Source organism: Methyloversatilis sp. RAC08 (assembly GCF_001713355.1).
Lineage (GTDB): Bacteria > Pseudomonadota > Gammaproteobacteria > Burkholderiales > Rhodocyclaceae > Methyloversatilis.
In genome coordinates this window covers 1,138,053-1,158,176 of record NZ_CP016448.1, presented here as the reverse complement: position 1 = coordinate 1,158,176, position 20,124 = coordinate 1,138,053, and the positions used below count along the sequence as shown (strand labels likewise).

Here is a 20,124-nt window from a genome sequence, read left to right as displayed (position 1 = left end):
TCAGTTGCCAGAGGCTGGCGTTTCGGGCGCCGTGGCGGCGCTTGACGGCTTGCGGAGATAGCCCCGGAGGGAGCCGAAACAATGCGCGGCATTCATGCCCTGTCGCAGTGCCCCGCGCTGCCCTCGCATGCTCATCGAGAGCCAGCGCGCCACGTGCGCAAACAACTGTCGCAGCAGGAAGGGCGGCATGCCGAGTACTTCGCGTGCAGCGCGATCAAGGCTGAATTCGCCGAATCGAAGCCCGGCCCGGTAATGCAGGCGCAGGAAATACATGCGCTGCAATCTCCATTCCTCTATGAAATGTCGCGTCTTCATTTCGGGGCGGTAGCGCATGCGGGTTCCGCGCGACAGCAACTCGCGGAACATCACCGCATCTTCGCCGCCGCCCACATCGACTCCCACGCGGTTGTACCGGCGATCGAAGCGCAGATCGGGATTGTCCCGGAAGAGACGCATGTCGTAGGCGATGTTCGCTGTCCAGAGCAGCCGGCTGTCGTCAGTCAGCCACATCGACGTGTCGCCATGTTCGACCTCGGCGAGAAAGCCCAGCAGGTCGTCCGACAGCCAGCGTGGCCGATCGAATGGCGTGAAGTCGACCTGTACGCGTCCGCCGACGCATTGCGCGCCTTCGTTGATGATGGCGTCGCACGCGGCATCGAGCAGACCGGGGGTCGGCAGTTCATCATCATCGATGAAAACCAGTATGTCGCTGCACAGGGCTTCGGAAATCGCCCGGTTGCGTGCCGGTACGATGCCTTGCGCCGTTTCGGTCACATGACGCAGCGCGACACCTGGCAGCGCGGCTAGCCGATCGAGTACCTCGAGGGTGTTGTCCCGGCTGTTGTTGTTGACCGCCAGTATCTCGAACGGAATCGGGCATGACTGCGCGCGCATCGCGGACACCAGCGCTTCGAGGCGATCGGCGCGATTGAAGGTACAGAAAGCGAATGTGAGCATCATGGTGACCGTTCAGCCCTGGCGCGTAAAACCGCTGCGTGCGCGGCCGATGCCCTTGAGCAGCAAGCTGTGCAATCTTGCCGGGAGCAGGGCCGGCAGCATGTGGCACCAGTCCTTCGCATTGCCGTAGCCGCTCGCCATCACTGCACGGAACAGTTGTCGTGCCATCGGCAGGTCACCCTTCCAGTAATTTTCGTAGGCACGGTACAGCATGTCGCCTTCGATCTGTTCGCGCACTTTCGCCCTGCCGAGCCGTTTCGCTTCGACCGGATGCGTAGCGAGGAACTTGCGCTGAACAAGAAGCTTGTCTGCAGCGGCCCGCAGGCGGCTCTTGGTGACCTGGGCACCTGCGTGGAAATGGTAGCAGGCAAGCACTTCCGGGATACGCACGAGTGGCATCCTGCAGCCAAGACGAAGCCAGAGATCGAAATCCTCGCTGGAGCGGAGGGCTGGATCGAAGGCGCCGTACTTGCGAATCGCGGCCAGACTGACCATCGCACCATGTATCGGCCAGCGGCAACCGCAGAGCAACTCGGCGAGCTTGTCTGGCGTTTCGTAATCGGGTGGTACGAAGGGCGGCTCGCCCTCATGGCCGGCACCGATGTTGTGCCAGCCGCAGTAGGCGAGTGCATCGTCCTGTCGCCCGCCAAGCGCCGCCGACATTCGGGACAGGAAGTCAGGGTGCCAGGTGTCGTCGGCATCCAGGAATGCGACCCATCTGCCCCGTGCCGTGGAAAGCGCCTTGTTGCGTGCAGCAGCGGCACCGGAGTGCGGCTGCTGCAATGGCGTAATGCGCGGTTCGGCAGCGGCGAGTTGCTGGATTACCTGCCAAGAGTCGTCCGTCGAACCGTCATCGACGATGATCAACTCCCAGTCGGCGCGCGTCTGCATGCGCACGCTCGCCGTACTGCGTGCCAGATGGGCGGCTCCGTTGTGACATGGCATCACGACCGAAATACCGGGGGTCAAGGATGCGTGCTCCTGACCACGGCGAACCCGTTGGTACGCGAGTCTGCGTGATGGTGTGAGGGATGTTGGGTCAAGGTCGGAGCAGGCGAGCGCGTATCTGCGGATCGCGAAATCCTATCAGCCACGGTCGTTTGCGGCCCCGATATACGTCACGGACAGGACCTGCTCAGCCCTTGTCCGACACGTGCGGCTAATCTGCCTTCCCGCCGTTGCGGAGCACGCGCACGAGCATTTCATGGATCGCTTGCGGAAGCAGTGCCGGCAGCATGTACTTCATCTTGCCCGGGCTCCGGTACCCGTGCCGCAGCGCAGTGCGGAAGATGGCTCGTGTGGCCGGCAGATCGCCGCTCCAGTAGGCCGCGAAGCCCCGCCGGACCAGTTCGTCTACCGTGATGCGCCGCAGGGTCTGCTTGTCGAAATGCGCGCCGATCTCCGGGTGTCCGCTCAGAAAATCCATCTGCACCTGAAAGTGCGAAAGTGCGACCAATGCCCGGTTGCGGGTCATCTGCCCTTCATGGAAGCGGTAAAAGGCCAGCACTTCCGGAACCCGGACAAGCGGGGCGGTGGGCGCTGCGCGTATCCAGAGCGCGAAATCCTCGCAGCAGCGCAGCCCGGTATCGAACAGGCCGGCGGCGAAGAGCGCGTCCCGCCGGACAATTGCGGCATGCACCGGCCAGCGCACACCCGTGATCAGCTTCTCGATCCGGTCCGGCATGCCGGCATAGTCGGCCGGCACGAACGGTTCATTCCTTGGACCCGACACGCCGACGTTCTGCCATCCGCAATAGGCGATGGTCGCATCGTTGTCGAGGAGTGCCCGGCAAAGCTTGGATGCGAAATCCGGAGCCCAGTAGTCGTCGCAATCCAGAAATGCGAAAAGGTCTCCTGTCGCGGAGCGGATGCCGGCATTGCGGGCGGCCGAGAGACCCTGGTTGTGCTGATCGACCAGAACGATCGCATCGCCATAGGCTGACGCGACCGCTAACGAATCGTCGGTCGAACCGTCATTTACAACGATGATTTCCTTGTCCGGATAATCCTGCGCCATCGCCGAATCGATCGCAGCCGCAAGGTACTGCGCGCCGTTGTAACAGGGGATCACGATGGACAGCTTCGTGGTGGCTCCCGAAGACGGTGTGCCGGGTTGGGTGATGGAGGGTTGTTCCGTCATTCCGCTTTTCCATGTCTGGCAGACACCCTGCCTGCGAGATTTCGCCCGATCTGCTTGAGCAGGGTGGACGAAGCGATCTCATGGCTACCCAGCGAAACCTTACGGATCAGCGTGGAGGCGGTGTCGGTATTGAATACCGTGAGGCGACGCAACGTGTAGGGGTTGCCGTCACGCATGGCCCACCCGGTGCGAGTCGTGCAGGCCGAGGCGTAGCCGGCCGATCGGACCGCTTCGGTACATCGCTCGTCGTACTCGCCATAGGGGTAGGCAAAACTGCTGACTGGCTGGCCGAGCAGATCTTCCAGCATCGCACGCGAATCGCTGACTTCGGCGCGTAGTTCGTCCGTATCGAGCAAGGTCAGTCGCCGATGGCTGACCGAATGGGCGCCAATCTCGATACCCATCTGCTGCATCGCGCGCAGCTCGCCATTGTCGAGCATCCGGCCCCTGGGCTGGCCTTCCTCTGTCCACTGCGGCGTGCGTCCGATCGAACCGGATGCGATGAACCAGGTTCCCCGCATGCCCCGGCTGCGAAGGGATTCCATGGCATACAGGTTGTCCGCATAGCCGTCGTCAAAGGTGATCGCAACGCTTCGTGGCTGCAGTGCAGGGCCTCCGGCAAGCATTTCGGATTGCGTGACCGTGTGCCATCCGGCGGACAGCAAGGCGTCGAGTTGTGCGTCAAACCGGGCGGCGGAGACGGCCCATGGCCATGCTGGTACCTCACGGCCCGGAGTGATCGCGTGATACATGAGCATGACCGGACCGTGCAGACCGGATGATCGACTGATCCATTGCGACAGCGGATCGATCATGTCTGCGTCTCCAGGCAGCGGTTCATGCCTCGGGTCGCGCGCCGGGCAATGCGGCGCGCAACAGGGCCTTCCAGCGATCCCGTTCCGATGCCAGCGACTTGATGGGCAGAACAAGGAAAGCCGACGTGTACAGGAGTGCGCCGGCGGAACCGGCCATCAGCACGATGAGCAACGGATGCGTCGTCGATGCATAGGGCGCCAGCAGTGCCGTGATTGCCCACATCGCGAAAAACAGCGGGGCGTTCAGCATGGCTGCCGGTGTAATTGCCCGCGCAAGATCACGCCATCCGGTGCCGATGCAGCGCGACGCAAGCAGATACATGTGCGTCGCGCAGTAAATGCTGACCAGAACCAGCATCGCCGACATCAATTCAAGGCCTCCGGAGAGCCCGGAAATGGTGGCAATCGCCGTAAGCGCAAGCACGGCACACTGCACGAACAGTTCCCGCTGGAGCCAATTGTGAGCGGCCAGCACGGCACCTGACAGATTTTCGATGATCAGGAAGGGTCCGCACAGCGACAACATCGCAAGCGGAGCGGCTGCGTCGACCCAGCGCAGGCCGTACACGCCCTCGATCAGCGGGTGAGCAAGCCAGAAAAGCATGATGTAGAACGGCAGCGTGTATACGCAGACCAGACGGATGGCGCTCAGGAACATGCTGCGCCCCTTTGCCGGTTCATCCTGATGTTTGGCGAGCGCGCGGAACAACGCCTGATAGACCGAGCCGGTGATGAAACTGTTGGGCATGCGCATCAGGCTGTCGGACTTGTTGAACAATCCGACCGAAGTCATTCCCAGCGTGCGGCCGAGGATGAAATTGGTCGTCTGCTGACGGATGTAGATAACGATGTCGTTTGCCGACACCAAAAAGCCGTAGCGGGCGAGGTCTAACCCGTGGCGGAAGCCGAAATCCAGACCAGGGCGCCAGCGAGCGAACAGGCTGAAGAGCAGGGCGCTGACGATGGAACCTGAAAGCCCGCCCAGAACGAGACTCCAGACACCCCAGCCGATGATCGCGAGCCCGATGCTGGTCATGCTGGACACCAGCAGCGTGATGATCCGCACCGTCGTCTGCGCCTTGAAGCGCATGTTGCGATGCAGGATGCTGTTCGGCAAATTGACCAGTGGACGCGTAATGAACGTGAGTGCGGAGACGCGCAGCAGATCCGTGTAGAGCGGAAAATCGTACCAGCGGGCAAACAGCGGCGCCGAGAAGAAGAAAACGGCGTAGATGCAGCATCCGATCAGCAATTGCAGTGTGAACACGACATTGAAGTCGCGCTGCGTGACGTCCTTGGCGCGCACCAGGGCCTGGCCCATGCCGCCGCCCGACACGAAACCGGCGAGGCCAGTGAAAATCTGTATCGTCACCAGCAGCCCGAACACCTCGGGCGCCAGCAAACGTGCCAGAACGACGCCGAACGCGAATGTCAGCAACTGCGTGCCGGTATTGCCAAGGAAGAGCCAGCTCACGCTGTGCCTGAAACTTTTTTCCGTGCTCATTGACTCGATGAAGTGTCGGTGAAGCGCCTTGCCCGGGCGTTGAGTCTCGCGGAATTTTTCGCGCACGACCTGCGCGCGAAGTATCTCACCCGCAGAGCGTGGCCCTCTGCCGAGCGCGTCACGACGGATCGGTCGGCGTCAGCTCTGGCACAGGCCCGAGCGTTCAAGGCTCGGCGCAAGGTGTCCGGTGAAGCGTTGGTGAATCTGTGTCGTGGTCACATGCTGCTCCGGGAGTACGCCGAAGCGCGCGAAGCATTCGAAGAAGCCATCAAGATCAAGCGATTGGAGATGAGCGCTTGGGTTGCCTTGAGCGACATTTTCAGATTGGCTGGAAGTCCGACGCGACGCGGGCGCTTGAAGAATCGCAGCAAGCCACAGGCGAGCACAAGCGAATCACATTGCGCCTTGAAGAAATGAAAGGAGCCGGTCAGAAATCATCGGACTAACATCTCGCGGTGGGTGGCGTGCAAGAAAGCTGACTTGAGTTGCACGCGCCCCTGAACAGCTTCGTTGTGGTGCGACGCGCTGTTCGCCGTGCGTTCAGCCTCGCTGCGGCTGATTGACTACTGAATCCGGCGTCTCAACTGGCTTCGATAGAGCAAACGCAGGTGCCTTGCCCCCGGTGCTTCAATGAATGACCGGGTAAATTGGCCCCAGGGCATTGCCGAACTATCTGAAACCATGTTGTAGCAATAGTCGAAGCGAGCTTGCGCGAGCGCTTTTTTCAATGCCGGCTTGCGTTCAGGCAATTCTTGGCCGAGACGGTCAAGCAGACCCTGCTTCATTCGAATATGGCCGAGCATGGACGCGAAGTGCTGCCCGCTGACCGAGAAGTAGCTCTGCCCGTCACGACGCCAGCGATACACCGGAAGGTCAAGAAGTGCGCACCGGATCGAGCGTGCCGCAGCTTCTATGGCCCACGCTGACTCCGGCCAGTCATCCTTGTTCATGGGCTGCACCCGGTCAAGGATGCTGCGGTGAAAAATGGGTTTCTGGAAGGCGGCCGGCACGCTCTTCAGAAGCGCATCGAAAAGCGCATCACCGAAAATGATCAGTCCCTGATCGCTTGCCGACCTGGCGTTTGCCAGCGTACGGTCCAGCGCGGCTCTCTGTCGCGCGTTGACGGCAGCACCCTCGCCGCCGAAAGCTTCTACGCCGATGTAGAGGATTTCAGGGGCAAATGGGTGCTTCAACCCGCGATCTGCGAGTTCCAGGGCTGCGGGCGCGAGCTGGTCGTCATCGTCGAGCTGGGCAATGAACTCGCCTCGCGCCAGCATGTAGCCAGAATTCCGCGCCGCAGCCACGCCCTTGGGATGTGCATGCGTATGCAGCGTATAGCGCTCGCCAACGATGCTCCTGATCTCGGCTGCATCGACCGGTTGACTGGATCCGTCGTCGACCACGACCACTTCCCAGTCCGTGAAGGTTTGCGCAGCGAGCGACTCAAGCGCCTCGCGCAGAAGCTCGTGGCGATTGTGTGTCGGCAGTACGATGGAAAAACGGGGCTCCGGGCGCGTCATTGAGTACTCCACAGCGACATCACGGCCTTCAATCGATAAGACAGGGCGCGTGCAATTTCGCGCCTGCGGATACAGTGCCAGGCGGCGCTGCGCATTGCCTCGCGTTGCGCGGCGAGCGCGGCATTCATATGCCGGGTCAGCCCGGCGGCGCGGAGATGATCAACGAGCGTTCCGAGCGCGTGTGCATCGCCCAGTGCCTTCTCGTAAACATCTCCGGATGTGTTGCCGGAATGCTGTCTGTAGCTGACCAGCGTCTCTGCCTGATAGATGACCGGTCCGTGAGCGGCTATGCGCATCCACATGCTGTAATCGTCAGACCAGAAAAAGCGCTCACGCAGAAACTTGCCTGCGAGTTCGTACGCCTGGCGCCGGACCATCACCAGCGAGGCACTGCGTATGAAGTTTCCCCGCAGCAGTGCTGTCAGAATCTGTCCGCTGCCGCGCAGGCCATAGCCCGATCCACTGATTGCCGTGACGGTACCGGCACCATCGATGCCGCGATGGTCGCAATAGGTGGCCAGCGCAGCCGGGAAACGCTGCAACAGGTCGATTTGGCGCGCAAGTTTTTGAGGGTCCCACATGTCATCCTGATCGATGAAGGCGAGGAATTCGCCGCTTGCCACCTCAGTGCCCCGAAAGCGTGCGAGAGACTGGCCGCCATTGGGCTGACACAGGACGTTCAGGCGATCACTGTAACGCTCGAGAAGCTGCGCACTGCCATCGGTCGAGCCGTCATCTACCACGATGAACTCGCTGGGCGCGATGGATTGCGCCAGCACTGAGTCGATTGCTTCAGCCAGATGGCGTTCGCCGTTGAAAACCGGCATGACGACGCTGATTGACGAAACTGTCATCGCTGGTCTTTTCAGGTGTCCCGCACCGCGACGAAGGCAAATTGCTGAGGCTTGCATTCCGCCAGCCAGCGGGAAAATATACGGAAGGCAGTTCGCCTCGTCAGCGATGGAGACCACCACGATTCATTGATGCCGGCGACCGCAGTGACCGTGTAGCCGCAGTCATCGAACATGCGCAGTGCGCTCTTGCGGGTGAAGAAGCGCAGGTGGGTGCGGTCCCGGATGCCCCGACCTTCATACCGGAAGTCGCGCTCGAAAAGCATATGCTCCAGATTGTCGACATGCAGCAGATTGGGCAGCGATACGACGAGCACACCATCCGGTGCAAGCCAGCGCTTGACCAGATGCAGCATGTCCCACGGCGATTCGATATGTTCGAGTACATCGTTGAATACGATGGCATCGAAGTATGCTTCCGGCAGCTTGCTGTCTGCTCCGAGTGCTTCGGTCAGCACGTGATCGATGCGCGTTGCCGCAACGCCGGCAGGGCCGCTTGCCGGCTCGACACCCCACACCTCCATGTCATGATTCTGCTTCAGCGCGTGACCGAAAGCACCGGTATGACAGCCCACATCGAGTAGCCGGCGAGCATGTGCCGGTACGAAACGTTGCATTTCGATGCGCGGCGAATCCGGGTATTGGGTGATGTTTTCCACGGTCCTAGAAGTCGAAGTAGATGAAGCGCTGAGTGCTGCCCCCGAAAAATAGCGGAGTCAATACCATTGTTGCATAGACTGCGCCACGCAGCAGTAGATGGGTCCTTTCTCAGCGTTTGAGCCGGTCGGCGGCAAAAGTCACGACACCCGTCAGGCAAGGGCCATAATGTTAATGCGCTTGAGTCATTCTTGGTCTTGAGAATGGAAGCCGGTTGGGGGCGATACGAGCGTCTGTTCTCACAGGGCTGTCAGCCTCGCCAACTGGGAACGTGGCGTCGCTGTCAAGGACGCGGTTCATATTGACAACGACGCTGATTCGTCAGCGTTGGTCAGACTGACTGTCGCTTGATTCGATCCGAATTGATGCAGCCAAGCGATCCTTCGAACGCGACAAATGCTTCTCGAGGACGCAAACTAGGCGGCTGCAAACTCACAGGATCAATTGTATCGTTACACCGCGTAGGTTTAGACGGGTGAAAGTCGATGTGGTAGGACTCGAATTTGTAGCGGACATCTCCAGAAACAACAGATACGGCAGGGCCGAATCGATTGTTGCATCGCAAGGAAGCAAGAAATGTTAATTCAATGCCGCATGGTTGCTTTTTATGCAGTTCTGGTTTTCGGGTCGTTGATACCTAGCGTTTCATGGTCTCAGCGAAGCGATGTTTTCAGTGACGAGGATTTTGCCCTTTATCCTGGATATTGCCGCGCCAAACTGACTGATGAGCCCAAGTCTGAGGTGGAGCGCTGGAAAAGGCATCTCGGAAACGATAACTATATTCACATGCATCACTATTGCTTTGGTCTTCGAGCAATGACTTTAGCGTATTCGAACTATACTGAAAAACAATTGCGTAAGGGTTTTGCCCTGGATGTGGTTCGAAATATGAATTACATCCTCTCTCATACGAAAAAAGATTTTTTCATGCGCCCTGACGCCCTGATAAATTTGGGGCGGGGTCATCAATTGCTCAATGAGAACGAAAATGCTCGGAGAGCCTTTTCTAATGCGTTGAAGCTAAACCCTGATTCGGTCGACGCGTGGATTGCGCTCAGCGACTTGTTATATGACACGGGCCAGCGCAAAGAGGCGATGAAGGTGCTGGAGGATGCGCGTACTCAGATTGGCGACCATCGCAAGATCACCTTGCGCATGGAGCAGATGCAAAAAAAGTGATGCATTCAGCGGATGCGAGCCCGCTAATCATTTCCACATCATCGGTTTCTCATCTTGTCATCCAGATGCGCAGTTGATCGACCCAGCTGAGTGCCGGTGCACGTTCGCCCGCGCCGTCGACGGTCAGTGTCCGGGGTATGCCGTCGGCTCCGGTCAGCATCACGTCGACCGCCAGACGATCTCGCGGAAATGCCAGCCTGAGCATCCGGCCGGGCAGATGGATTTCGGCACCCATGCTCTCCGGCGTTTCCATCGGCCTTATGTCAAGTGCGGGCAATTCGCTCAGGCCCGGTCGCAGCACGACCAGGAAGCGGTCTTCGATCGCCGGCAGTTGCGGCATGATTTCCAGTCTCCAGGCACCCGGATCGAGTTCGGGTGGTCCGCGCGCAATGTTGGCTGCGAGGGTGCCGTTTTCGTCGAAATTCATGCCGTCGACGAAGTATTCGAAGCCCGGTCCGCCGATCGGCACCAAGCGTGCCTCGCGCGGAAAGATCACTTCGCCCTGCAGTTGCGGCAAGCCGGTGACCGACGCGGTGGCCGGACGCTCCAGCGTGAACTTCCGGCCGTCGATGCGCGGCTGGAAGGCGCTGTGCAGCAGCCAGCGCTTGACGAAGTCGGCATGCGTCGCTTCGACGGTATCGTGGATGATCACGATGTCCGAAACGCGGTCATAGACAAAGATGCGCCAGGCTTTCTCGACCCGTCGCGATCGGTGATGGAAGCTATGCACGCCGCTCTGCTCATTGGTGTAAGCGGCGGTGATGTCGGTCAGTGCGACCAGCAGGCCGTCCTGTTCGACCAGACGCACCAAGCGGCCGGTGTGAAAGTCACCGAACTTGCTTTGCCAGTCCTCCAGGTCGGCCGGCGCCGCGTGCAGGTTCCAGGCGGACCCGACACGCCGCTGGCCGCCATCGTTGGCGATGGTGCGCGGCGGTTTGCCCTGGCGCACCGGCATCTGCACGATGTCAGCCGGGTCGGTCACCGTGATCGTGTTGTGGGCGATCGTCTGGTAATGGTAGTTCAGGTGGTGATCGCCGCCATAGCCGCAATAGCAGCCGCTGTCTATCGCCAGCGGCGCACCCTTGAACAGGGAGAAGGCGCCCTGATCGAGATGGCTGTGTGACCAGTAATTGTTGCCGGCCTTGAAGCTGAAGTGTGTTGCGTCCGCGTTCCAGCTGCTGCGCGCGATGACCAGCCCCAGGCCGTCGGCGACATGGGTCAGCGGCAGTGCGCGCACCGCTTCCGGGTCGTACAGCGATCGATCGGTCAGCGGACCCCAGGGCCACGATGTGGGCAGCAGCTTCTCGCCGGCGCGGGTGCTCAGCGTATAGGCCGCCGCATGGCGGTATTCGAGTGCCAGCGCATCGGCGTCGAAAACCTGGCGACGACCGAACCGGCCATCGCCCCAGCGCATGGACGTGCCATCGGGAAGCATCCGGTACACCAGGAAATCCAGGAAACCGCGGATCGCCGGTTCGCTTCGGAACAGATCTTCGCCAGTGGCCGAACGCCACATGGCCGGCAACTGGTAGATGGCCTGACCGATGCCGATGCCGACGTACTCGTTGCCTTCATGCCAGCCGCCGTTCTGCCCACCCACCTGGCGCCAGACAGGCAGTACTCGATTGATCCAGAAGTCGTAGGTGAATGCCATGACCGGGGTGGCACGCTCATCGTCGCCATGGATGGCCAGTGCGCAGGCCATCAACGCCTGAAGCGGCGAGTTGTACAGATAGACGTTGTAGGGCGAAAGCGCTTCCTTGCGGATCACGTTGATCTGGAAGTTGCAGGCTTCGATCACCTTGTCCTTGAGCCTTGGCATCAGATCGGGAGGAATGCGGTCGTGCAGCCAGTCATAGGTCTGTGCGATCGGTTTCGTCTGTTGGTGGCCGCGCCAGGTGGGCCGCAGCGTGAGCACGCGTTCGACAATGGTGCGCACGTTCTGTGTTTCGGGCGCCAGGACCGCCGCCACGAGCGACGCGCTCAGATCACCCTTGCCGCCCTGGGCTCTGAGGACCAGTTGGCGCACGTATTCCGGGTTCTCCGCTTTCAGGCGTGCCACGTCGCCCGCGGACGGGTAGGGCAGGCGGGGATGCACTCGGCGAAATCCCGGCAATTCGGGTACCCGCAGCTCGTCCGGCGAAGGCAGCGTCACCTGACTGCGCGCCGACGCGAGCACGGTCGGCGGCGGAGTGCGCGCCAGCGACCAGACGGCGGTTGCGCTGCCGAGCAGCACTGCGGCGACCAGCGTGCCCGCCAGTCGTGAACCCCGCTTCGAACTGGCCGGCAGCGCCGATGCCGCCGAAGCAGGCCGGACGTGGCGGACCGCCAGCAGCGCTGTCAGCAACGCCATCGCCACCGTGGTGATGTCGGGCGTACGCCCGGGAATGTGCTGCTGCATCCATTCCAGCGCGAACGAAAGTCCGCCGCACGCCAATATGATCACCAACGCCGGAATCCGCCCCGTGTTGCTGAGTGCAACGAGCGCTGCGGCAAGTATCAGATAGGGCCATACGTTGTCGATCAGCACGCTCAGCCCGAGCATCGGATTGCTCATGTGGGCAACGAATGGCGTCCAGTTGAGGTGGCGCAGCGCACCCGGCGATGGGGTCAGTTCGCTGATCACCAGGGCCAGCGTGACGGCCAGCGCGGCCAGAACCGGCCGCATCGGCTTGAGCCGGCGTGGCCAGCCGAACCCCAGCGTGAGACCGGCCACGGTGCCGATGATCATTTCCGCCGACAGCTGGCGACTGATCACCACGACCTTCAGCATCATGACGGCAAGGGCCAGCAGCCAGAACAAGCGCGTCAGCGATACCGCGCGGTTCCGCGCATCACGCGCCAGAAGAACGAGGGCGAAAACTTCCAGTGCGCTGCCCAATGCTTGTGCCGGATTGAACGTCGCCGGGTCATTCAGGGTGGCGGCCAGCGGGGCGAGCCCGTTGCGCAGTGACCCGAGATCGAAGGCAGGAACGAAGGGCGTGAGCTGGGCAAGCACCCAGGCGATCAGCGCTGCAACCGCCAGATCTGCCTCGGGTGTGGCAGCAAAGGTGCGTGCGCGCCAGTCCATCAAAAAGGCAACCGGCTTCCACCGCGCTGTAAACATGCTGGCCAGAATCGCACCCACGAATCCGCCTGTCGTGTTCAAGGCGAAATCCGCAAGTGAAGGTACTCGCTGCGGCAAGTGCGCCTGTGCGGCTTCGACACTGAAACTCAGCGCCGCCGCGCAGGTGGTGGCGAACAGCACCGACGGCAGTACCGGCCAGCGAGACGTAATCTGCCGCAGTCCGATGCCCAGCGGAATGTAGATCAGCGCATTGACGACGAGATCGGGCATCGACAGCGCGCTGTAACGCCACATCGAAAGAAAACCGAAGGTTTCCGCTTCTGCTTGCCACCTGGTCAGCGGGTAAAGACTGCCCCACAGCAGAAGCAGTGTGTAGACAAGACATGCCGCGAAAACGCTCCGGGTCCTGTGCGAATCGTTGGGCATGGGCGGTGAAGGGGTGACGTGGACGACGTGGCGGTCTAGCGCGCTCCAGTGAGCACGCGATCGCGCCGATTATCCTGACCTGGCGGGCCTTCGGGTAGGGAGGAGGGCGCAGTTGTGATCGTCCCGAGTGCCATCAGTCACGGACGGTACAAGGACGTTTTCGGGACAGGAAGGACGGCTGTGAGAAAGTACGCACCCTGAGGAGACGGTTGATGTACGGAATGTATCTGGTCCTGTTGCTGTGGGGCGTTGCACTGTTCGCGATCAGGCGCGATCTTTCGCTGTCCTGGACCGAGCCCTGCCTGCGCCATCCGGTCATGGTGTTCGAAGGCGACGACTGGGGCTACGGGCCGCTCGAGCAGATCGATGCGCTGCGCGAAATCGCGGCTGAGCTGGGTGTGCACCGCGACCTGACCGGACGTCATCCGGTCATGACACTGGGTGTGATTCTGGCAGGACCGGGGGCGGGGGCGACAGCCGATGAAGCGCTAGGCGTGGGCCGGGTCGCGCTCGACGATGTGCGCCTCAAGCCGGTACGCGATGCAATGACACAAGGGGTGGGCGCCGGTGTGTTCGATCTGCAATTGCACGGCATGGAGCACTACCACCCGGAAGTGCTGGCACGTGTGGCGCAGGTGGATCCGCAGATACGCGCGTGGATTGCCGGTGCGCCCTTCGTGGCGACCGAACAGCTGCCATCGCCCCTGCAGAGTCGCTGGACCGATGCGTCCGCGCTGCCCTCGAGAGCATTGGACGAAGCGGACATCCGCGCCCGCGTCGCCGGCGAGGTAGCGATGTTCAGACAATGTTTCGGTACCCTTCCGGAAGTGGTCGTACCGCCGACCTTCGTCTGGAACGAATCCGTCGAGCGCGCGTGGGCGGCGCAGGGGCTGGCTGTGCTGGTGACGCCGGGCGAGCGATACGAAATGCGCGGCGCCGATGGTCTGCCGGTCGATACTGGCATCTGCCTTCACAACGGCCAGCGCTGCACATCCGGCCTGCTCGCCATGGTGCGCAACGACTACTTCGAACCGCTGCGCGGACATCGTGCCGACCACGGTCTGGAAAGTCTGGCCACGAAGTGGGCGCAGCGCCGGCCGCTGCTGCTGGAAACACATCGATCGAATTTTGTCGGCGCAAAGGCGCAGCGTACGGAGAGCGTCCGCGCCATCGGCGACCTGGTGTCGGCTGCGCTGCGGTCGCAACCGGAACTGCGTTTCCTGACCGTTGCGGAGCTCGCGCGGCACTATGCGCAGGGCGGTGACCTGATCGATCGGCGTCCGTGGACGCGTACGATGGCCCTGCTTCACCGACTCGATCGTCCAGGACGCCGGCGCAAGATATTCGGGGGGCTGGCTGTGCTGACCGCAGCCAGCGCTGTGGCTGCCTTGGTCACTGCGACGTGAGCGGACGTGTCAGCCGGCGAGATGTTCGGTAATGAACTGATGCAGCGAGCCGAAGGTGGCAAAGGTGCTGCCGTCGATGTCGGCGTCTTCCAGCGTCAGGCCGAACTGCTCTTCTAGTGCCGTGATCACTGCGATGACGGCCATCGAATCGAGTTCTGGAACGGCGCCCAGCAACGGCGTGTCGTCAGCCAGTGCGTCGGCGCGCGCACCGAGGTCCAGCTCTTGCCGCAGTAGTTCGCGCAAGGTGTGCCGCGTGTCCACTCTGCTCTCCCTGTATTCCGCCGTCTCGAGGGCGTGTGGTTTGGATCTGTCACTCCGGGGCGTCGCTCCGGGGGCACGATAGTATAGGTTTTGCCTTCTTCGCGTCCTGCCGATTGCCCGCCATGTCCGTTCCAACCCTGCTGAACCATCTGGTCGAGCACGCAGCTGCGCGTGACGGTGATGCCTGCGCACTGCGCGCCAACGGTGTTGAATTCTCCTACACAATGCTGGCGCAGCAGGTGCAGGCCTGCGCGCACGGGCTGCTCGAGTTGGGCGTGCGCCGGGGCGACCGCGTCGGCATTTTCCTCGAGAAGCGTTTTGAAGCCGTCGTTGCCAGTTTCGGGACCGCCGCCTGCGGCGCTGTGTTCGTGCCGATCAATCCGCTGCTCAAAGCAGCGCAGGTCGGTCACATCATGCGCGACAGCGGCGCACGCATACTCATTACGTCGGCGCAGCGGCTTGCTGCGCTGGGCGCCCTGCAGCAGGCGTGTCCGGCCTTGGCGCATGTCGTGCTGGTGGACGGCGATGCGCCCGGTGCCCGGTCATGGATGTCCTTCATCGATGGGCCTGCGCGTGCGCTTCACCGCGTGATCGACAGCGATGTGGCGGCCATCCTGTATACCTCCGGCAGTACCGGCCAGCCCAAAGGCGTGGTGCTGTCGCACCGGAACATGGTGTCGGGCGCGTGCAGCGTGGCCAGCTATCTGGGCAATCACGCCGGGGATACCTTGCTGGCGGCGCTTCCGCTGTCCTTCGATGCGGGCTTTTCGCAGCTGACGACCGGATTCCTGACCGGGGCCAGGGTGGTGTTGATCAACTATCTGATGGCCCGCGATGTCGTCAATGCGCTGGCTGCCGAACGGGTGACCGGACTGACCGCCGTGCCGCCGCTCTACATGCAGATCGTGCAACTGCCCTGGCCGGCGTCCATCGACGCGCACCTGCGTTACTTCGCCAGTACCGGCGGGCGCATGCCGCGTGTCACGCTGGATGCGTTGCGGACTCGGGTGCCGTCGGCCAGCCCTTTCCTGATGTACGGCCTGACCGAAGCCTTCCGTGCGACCTATCTGCCGCCCGAGCAGGTGGATGTGCGGCCCGATTCCATCGGACGCGCGATTCCGAACGCTGAAGTTCTCGTTCTGCGTGAAGACGGCAGTCCGTGCTTGCCCGGAGAGCCGGGCGAGCTTGTGCAGCGCGGCCCGCTGGTGGCGCAGGGTTACTGGAACGACGCCACGCGGACGGCGGAACGCTTCCGCCCGCTGCCGGACGCCGCCGGCGTGCGGCCCTACGGTCTCATGCAGAAGGAGATCGCCGTGTTTTCCGGGGATACGGTGCGCACGGACGAGGATGGCTTCCTTTATTTCGTCGGCCGACGTGACGACATGATCAAGACCTCCGGGTACCGTGTCAGCCCGACCGAGGTCGAAGAGTCGCTGCTGAGCACCGGTCGGGTGTCCGAATGCGTCGCGTTCGGCGTTGCGGACCCCGAACTCGGCCAGGTCATCGCCGTGGCACTGCACTTCGCTGGCTCACCGGACGTGGCAGCACTGCGTGCACTGTGCCGTGCTCAACTTCCGGCTTACCAGGTGCCAGCCCATTTCATCGTGTTCGAGGACGCCTTGCCACGCAATCCGAACGGCAAGCTGGACCGGACCGCCATCGAGGCGGAGGCTCGTTGCCGCCTGAATCTTCCAGCAGGACGAGAATCGTGACCGCTATGCCCGTGCAAGCCGCGCCCTATTCGCCGGCAGATGATTTTTCGAGCGCTGACGGCGAACTGCTGATCAATGGCCTGAAGGTGTCCCGGGTTGCCGCGATGGCGGGGCGTACCCCCTTCTACGCCTACGACCGCAGCCGGATCGAGGCGCGTGTGGGGCTGTTGCGCAGCCTGCTGCCAGCCGGCGTCCAGTTGCACTACGCCATGAAGGCCAATCCGATGCAGGCGCTGGTGGGGTTCATGGCGCAGCGCGTCGACGGGCTCGATGTGGCATCCAGTGGCGAGCTGAGGGTTGCGCTGGACGCCGGCATGGCTCCGTCGCGCATCAGTTTTGCCGGCCCCGGAAAGCGTGCGGACGAATTGCGTCAGGCACTGGCGGCAGGCGTGCTGCTCAACGTTGAGTCGGCGCGCGAAGTTGAATTGCTGGCCAGCCTTTCGGAAGAATCCGGCTGGCCGGCACGCGTGGCCGTGCGCATCAACCCGGACTTCGAAATGCGTGCTTCAGGCATGCGCATGGGCGGCGGTGCCAAGCCCTTTGGGGTCGATGCCGAAGCGGTGCCCGCGCTGCTCCGACGCATCGGCGGGCTCGGTCTCGCGTTCGAAGGCTTTCATCTGTATGCCGGATCGCAGAATCTGAATGCCGAGTCGCTGATCGACATGCAGCGACGCAGTTTCGACCTGATGCTGCGCCTGGCGGATGAAGCGCCCGCGATGCCGAAGATACTGAATCTGGGTGGCGGATTCGGCATTCCCTACTTCCGCAACGACCATCCGCTTGCCCTAGAACCCGTATGTGAAGCGCTTGCCTGCATTGTCGAAGAAGTATCGACCAAGCTTCCGGGGGCCGAACTCGTACTCGAACTCGGACGCTATCTGGTCGGAGAAGCCGGTGTTTACATATGCAGGGTGATCGACTGCAAGGTATCCCGTGGCCAGAAATTCGTCGTGGTCGATGGCGGCATGCATCATCACCTCGCGGCTGCGGGACTTTTCGGTCAGGTCGTACGCCGCAATTATCCGGTGGTCGTGGCAAACCGGATCGGTGCGCCTTCGAACGGGCAGGTGAATGTGGTCGGCCCGCTATGCACGCCGCTGGACGTCCTGGCCGATAAGGTCGATCTGACCGAAGTACACCCCGGCGACCTGATAGCCGTATTTCAATCGGGTGCCTACGGCTTCAGTTCGAGCCCAACAGCCTTCCTCGGGCACCCCGAGCCCGCTCAACTGCTTGTTTGAAGTCCGCCACCTCCACTTCAGAGGGGCCTTTCGGGCCCCTTTTTCTGTGGAGTTTTGTGTCTTGAGGCATGGAGAAGCACGCTGAAACGGCGCCGCAACGTGCTTCAGTTATCACATCCCCTTGTCGCGGCCTCGTCTTGTGATGGTATTCACGCTCAAAAGAACTCGCCGCACATATCGTTCGCGCTCCACCGCTCACGGCGTCGCCTCAAGCAACCCGTTGCATGACACGACGCGAATCAAAATGAGCAGCTCGAAAAGGGGTCTACCGTGGTCAGGTTGTTCAGTCACTATGTTCCGTCCGTAACGCTCATGAGACTTGTTGCCGAAGCCCTGGTCCTGTTGATTGCCGGCTTTGGCGCGGCGTGGATCAGCGCACCGGGCAGCCTCGAATCCCTGCTGCCCGCACTGGTTCCGGCAGCGGTCTTTGCTGCCGTGATGACCGTGCTGATGAGCACGCTCGGCCTGTACCAGAGCGAACAGCCGCGCAATCTGTCGGAACTGGTCGGGCGCGTGCTGTTTGCCTTCCTGTTGGGCCTCCCGGTTGCTTACATGGTGTTCCGCCTGCTCCCGCAGGGCAGCATGGCGATGCCGGCGCTTGATATTTCGCTGTGCCTTGGTTTTGGCGGCATCCTGCTGCTACGCGCGGCATCCTTCGTGCAGGCCGATGGAGCTGGCATGTTTACCCGCCGCATTCTTGTCGTGGGTACCGGCCCGGAAGCGGCTTCGGTCTGGGCCAGCGTGTCGACGTCAGCCAGTGCGACGCATACCATTGTCGGTTTCGTATCGGTCGGTGCGGATACCTCGGTCGACGTGCCGAGTGCCATGGTCATGCCGGAGGGCAGCTGCGTGATGCAGCTGGCTCGTGATCACCGCGCAAACGAAATCGTCGTCGCGGTGCGCGAGCGTCGGGGCGGTGTGCTGCCGCTGCGCGAACTGCTGGACTGCAAGCTGGCGGGCGTGACGGTCAATGACCTGTCGAGCTTTTTCGAGCGGATGCGCGGTCAGGTTCGCCTCGATTCGCTGCGCGCCAGCTGGCTGATCTACGGCGACGGCTTCCGTCAGGGCATTGGCCGGACGGTCGTGAAGCGGCTGTTCGACGTGCTCGCAGCATCGGTGCTGCTGGTGGTCACGGCACCGGTGATGTTGCTCGCAGCCATCGCGATCGCATTGGAATCCGGCTTCCCGGTCATTTACCGCCAGGAGCGTGTCGGCCAGGGTGGCCGCACATTCAAGGTGCTGAAGTTCCGCAGCATGCGTCTGGATGCCGAAGCCGATGGCAAGCCGCGCTGGGCGAGCAACAGCGATGATCGAGTCACGCGTGTCGGTCATTTCATCCGCAAGACGCGTATCGATGAACTGCCGCAGATCTTCAACGTTCTGCATGGCGACATGAGTTTTGTCGGCCCGCGTCCGGAACGTCCCTACTTCGTCGATCAGCTGACCGACCAGATTCCGTTCTACGCCGCGCGCCACTCGGTCAAGCCGGGCATCACCGGGTGGGCCCAGGTGCGCTACGCATACGGTGCTTCGGTCGATGATGCCGTTCAGAAGCTGCAGTACGACCTGTACTACGTCAAGAACCATACCCTGTTCCTCGATTCCTGGTTCTGCTGCAGACGGTACGTGTCGTACTTACCGGCGACGGCGCGCGCTGAACAGGTGCGAAGCTTCGCCAGGCGCGCAGTAAGGCGCCTGCGGTGACGCGCCCTCTGCCGGCGGGCACAATGCAGCGATCACTCCTTTCGCTACCGGCCCGTCGATGGAATCCTTCCCAGTAACGTTCGCGCTGTACGCCTATGGCGTGGCGGCGGTCGGTTTCGTCCTGTTCGGACTGCAGCTGATCATGGGCGCGCGTCAATCGCCGCGTGCCCGTCTGTTGTGCGTCTGCATGGTGTCGGGCGCCGCATGGTGCGCGCTGGCAGCACTGAGCGTGCTGAATGGCCATCCGGTACTGCGCACGCTGGTCTATGCGGCGGACGCGCTGCACACACTGCTTTTCCTGCTGTTCCTCGCCGCATGCGTCATCGACCCCGAAGGCCGCCGGCCATTGCCGACGCTGCTCAAGCGGCCGTCCTGGCTGATCCGTTTCGTACTGATCTCCGTGCTGCCGTGCGGCGTGGGTTACGTCGCGCTGTCCTGGCTGGTGCCGACTGGCGCCGCATCGCTGATGTGGCTGATGGCGTGCGGACTCGGGCTGAGCCTGCTCGGCGCGGTGATGATCGAACAGTTCTACCGCAACACCCCCCAGCAGTGGCGCTGGGGCATCAAGCCGATGGCGCTGGGCCTCGCGTTTTCCACCACCTTCGACCTGTATTTCTTCTCCGAGTCGCTGATGTTCCGGCAGCAGGACGCGACGCTGTGGGCGTCCCGCGGCCTGGTGCATGC

16 protein-coding genes are annotated in these 20,124 nt (G+C 62.1%); 6 read left to right on the top strand and 10 right to left on the bottom strand.

Annotation, left to right across the window (positions count from 1 at the left end; all coding sequences use genetic code 11):
* The 5 genes from BSY238_RS05255 to BSY238_RS05235 form a co-directional block, all read right to left on the bottom strand.
* Entirely contained in the window at positions 1-960 is a 960-nt protein-coding gene (locus BSY238_RS05255) for a glycosyltransferase (RefSeq protein ID WP_069038212.1), read from the bottom strand.
* A 9-nt stretch (positions 961-969) separates the two neighbouring features.
* On the bottom strand, positions 970-1,926 hold the full coding sequence (locus BSY238_RS05250; protein WP_083223929.1) for a glycosyltransferase family 2 protein: 957 nt from the start codon (positions 1,924-1,926) through the stop codon (positions 970-972).
* A 190-nt stretch (positions 1,927-2,116) separates the two neighbouring features.
* On the bottom strand, positions 2,117-3,097 hold the full coding sequence (locus tag BSY238_RS05245; RefSeq protein WP_069038210.1) for a glycosyltransferase family 2 protein: 981 nt from the start codon (positions 3,095-3,097) through the stop codon (positions 2,117-2,119).
* On the bottom strand, positions 3,094-3,912 hold the full coding sequence (locus BSY238_RS05240) for a polysaccharide deacetylase family protein (protein WP_069038209.1): 819 nt from the start codon (positions 3,910-3,912) through the stop codon (positions 3,094-3,096). The genes BSY238_RS05245 and BSY238_RS05240 overlap by 4 nt, the downstream gene beginning before the upstream one ends.
* Positions 3,913-3,934: 22 nt before the next feature.
* Complete coding sequence (locus BSY238_RS05235; protein WP_236952611.1) at positions 3,935-5,386, bottom strand: lipopolysaccharide biosynthesis protein; 1,452 nt, start codon at positions 5,384-5,386, stop codon at positions 3,935-3,937.
* A 48-nt stretch (positions 5,387-5,434) separates the two neighbouring features.
* Between BSY238_RS05235 and BSY238_RS05230 the strand changes: the two genes are divergently transcribed.
* Positions 5,435-5,833, top strand: coding sequence for a hypothetical protein (locus tag BSY238_RS05230; RefSeq protein WP_150123883.1), 399 nt, complete (start codon positions 5,435-5,437; stop codon positions 5,831-5,833).
* A gap of 146 nt (positions 5,834-5,979) precedes the next feature.
* On the opposite strand, the gene BSY238_RS05225 is transcribed toward BSY238_RS05230, so the two are convergent.
* The 3 genes from BSY238_RS05225 to BSY238_RS05215 are packed head-to-tail and all read right to left on the bottom strand — an operon-like array spanning position 5,980 to position 8,446.
* Positions 5,980-6,936 carry a glycosyltransferase family 2 protein gene (locus BSY238_RS05225; protein ID WP_069038206.1) on the bottom strand — a complete coding sequence of 319 codons (957 nt, stop codon included), beginning with the start codon at positions 6,934-6,936 and terminating at the stop codon, positions 5,980-5,982.
* A complete protein-coding gene (locus tag BSY238_RS05220) occupies positions 6,933-7,790 on the bottom strand; it encodes a glycosyltransferase (RefSeq protein ID WP_069038205.1) in 858 nt (285 codons plus the stop codon). Before BSY238_RS05220 ends, BSY238_RS05225 begins: the two co-directional genes overlap by 4 nt.
* Positions 7,791-7,801: 11 nt before the next feature.
* Positions 7,802-8,446 carry a class I SAM-dependent methyltransferase gene (locus BSY238_RS05215; RefSeq protein ID WP_069038204.1) on the bottom strand — a complete coding sequence of 215 codons (645 nt, stop codon included), beginning with the start codon at positions 8,444-8,446 and terminating at the stop codon, positions 7,802-7,804.
* A gap of 574 nt (positions 8,447-9,020) precedes the next feature.
* Between BSY238_RS05215 and BSY238_RS17985 the strand changes: the two genes are divergently transcribed.
* Positions 9,021-9,623: a tetratricopeptide repeat protein gene (locus tag BSY238_RS17985; protein ID WP_083223928.1), complete on the top strand. Its 603-nt coding sequence runs from the start codon at positions 9,021-9,023 to the stop codon at positions 9,621-9,623.
* Positions 9,624-9,672: 49 nt separating this feature from the next.
* On the opposite strand, the gene BSY238_RS05205 is transcribed toward BSY238_RS17985, so the two are convergent.
* Positions 9,673-13,116, bottom strand: a complete 3,444-nt coding sequence (locus BSY238_RS05205) for a VanZ family protein (RefSeq protein ID WP_069038202.1) — start codon at positions 13,114-13,116, stop codon at positions 9,673-9,675.
* Positions 13,117-13,328: 212 nt separating this feature from the next.
* On the opposite strand from BSY238_RS05205, the gene BSY238_RS05200 reads away from it, so the two are divergent.
* Positions 13,329-14,522 (top strand): hypothetical protein, encoded by a 1,194-nt coding sequence (locus BSY238_RS05200; RefSeq protein ID WP_069038201.1) that lies wholly within the window; start codon positions 13,329-13,331, stop codon positions 14,520-14,522.
* 9 nt (positions 14,523-14,531) lie between these two features.
* Here BSY238_RS05200 and BSY238_RS05195 read toward each other — a convergent pair whose 3' ends face one another.
* Positions 14,532-14,783, bottom strand: a complete 252-nt coding sequence (locus BSY238_RS05195) for an acyl carrier protein (protein WP_069038200.1) — start codon at positions 14,781-14,783, stop codon at positions 14,532-14,534.
* Between the two features lie 122 nt (positions 14,784-14,905).
* Between BSY238_RS05195 and BSY238_RS05190 the strand changes: the two genes are divergently transcribed.
* The 3 genes from BSY238_RS05190 to BSY238_RS05180 all read left to right on the top strand — a co-directional run bounded on the left by BSY238_RS05190 (position 14,906) and on the right by BSY238_RS05180 (position 19,440).
* Positions 14,906-16,495 carry an acyl-CoA ligase (AMP-forming), exosortase A system-associated gene (locus tag BSY238_RS05190; protein WP_069038199.1) on the top strand — a complete coding sequence of 530 codons (1,590 nt, stop codon included), beginning with the start codon at positions 14,906-14,908 and terminating at the stop codon, positions 16,493-16,495.
* Between the two features lie 5 nt (positions 16,496-16,500).
* A complete protein-coding gene (locus tag BSY238_RS05185) occupies positions 16,501-17,736 on the top strand; it encodes a pyridoxal-dependent decarboxylase, exosortase A system-associated (RefSeq protein ID WP_069038198.1) in 1,236 nt (411 codons plus the stop codon).
* A gap of 312 nt (positions 17,737-18,048) precedes the next feature.
* Positions 18,049-19,440, top strand: coding sequence for a TIGR03013 family XrtA/PEP-CTERM system glycosyltransferase (locus tag BSY238_RS05180; protein WP_223300275.1), 1,392 nt, complete (start codon positions 18,049-18,051; stop codon positions 19,438-19,440).
* Positions 19,441-20,124 lie beyond the last annotated feature (684 nt).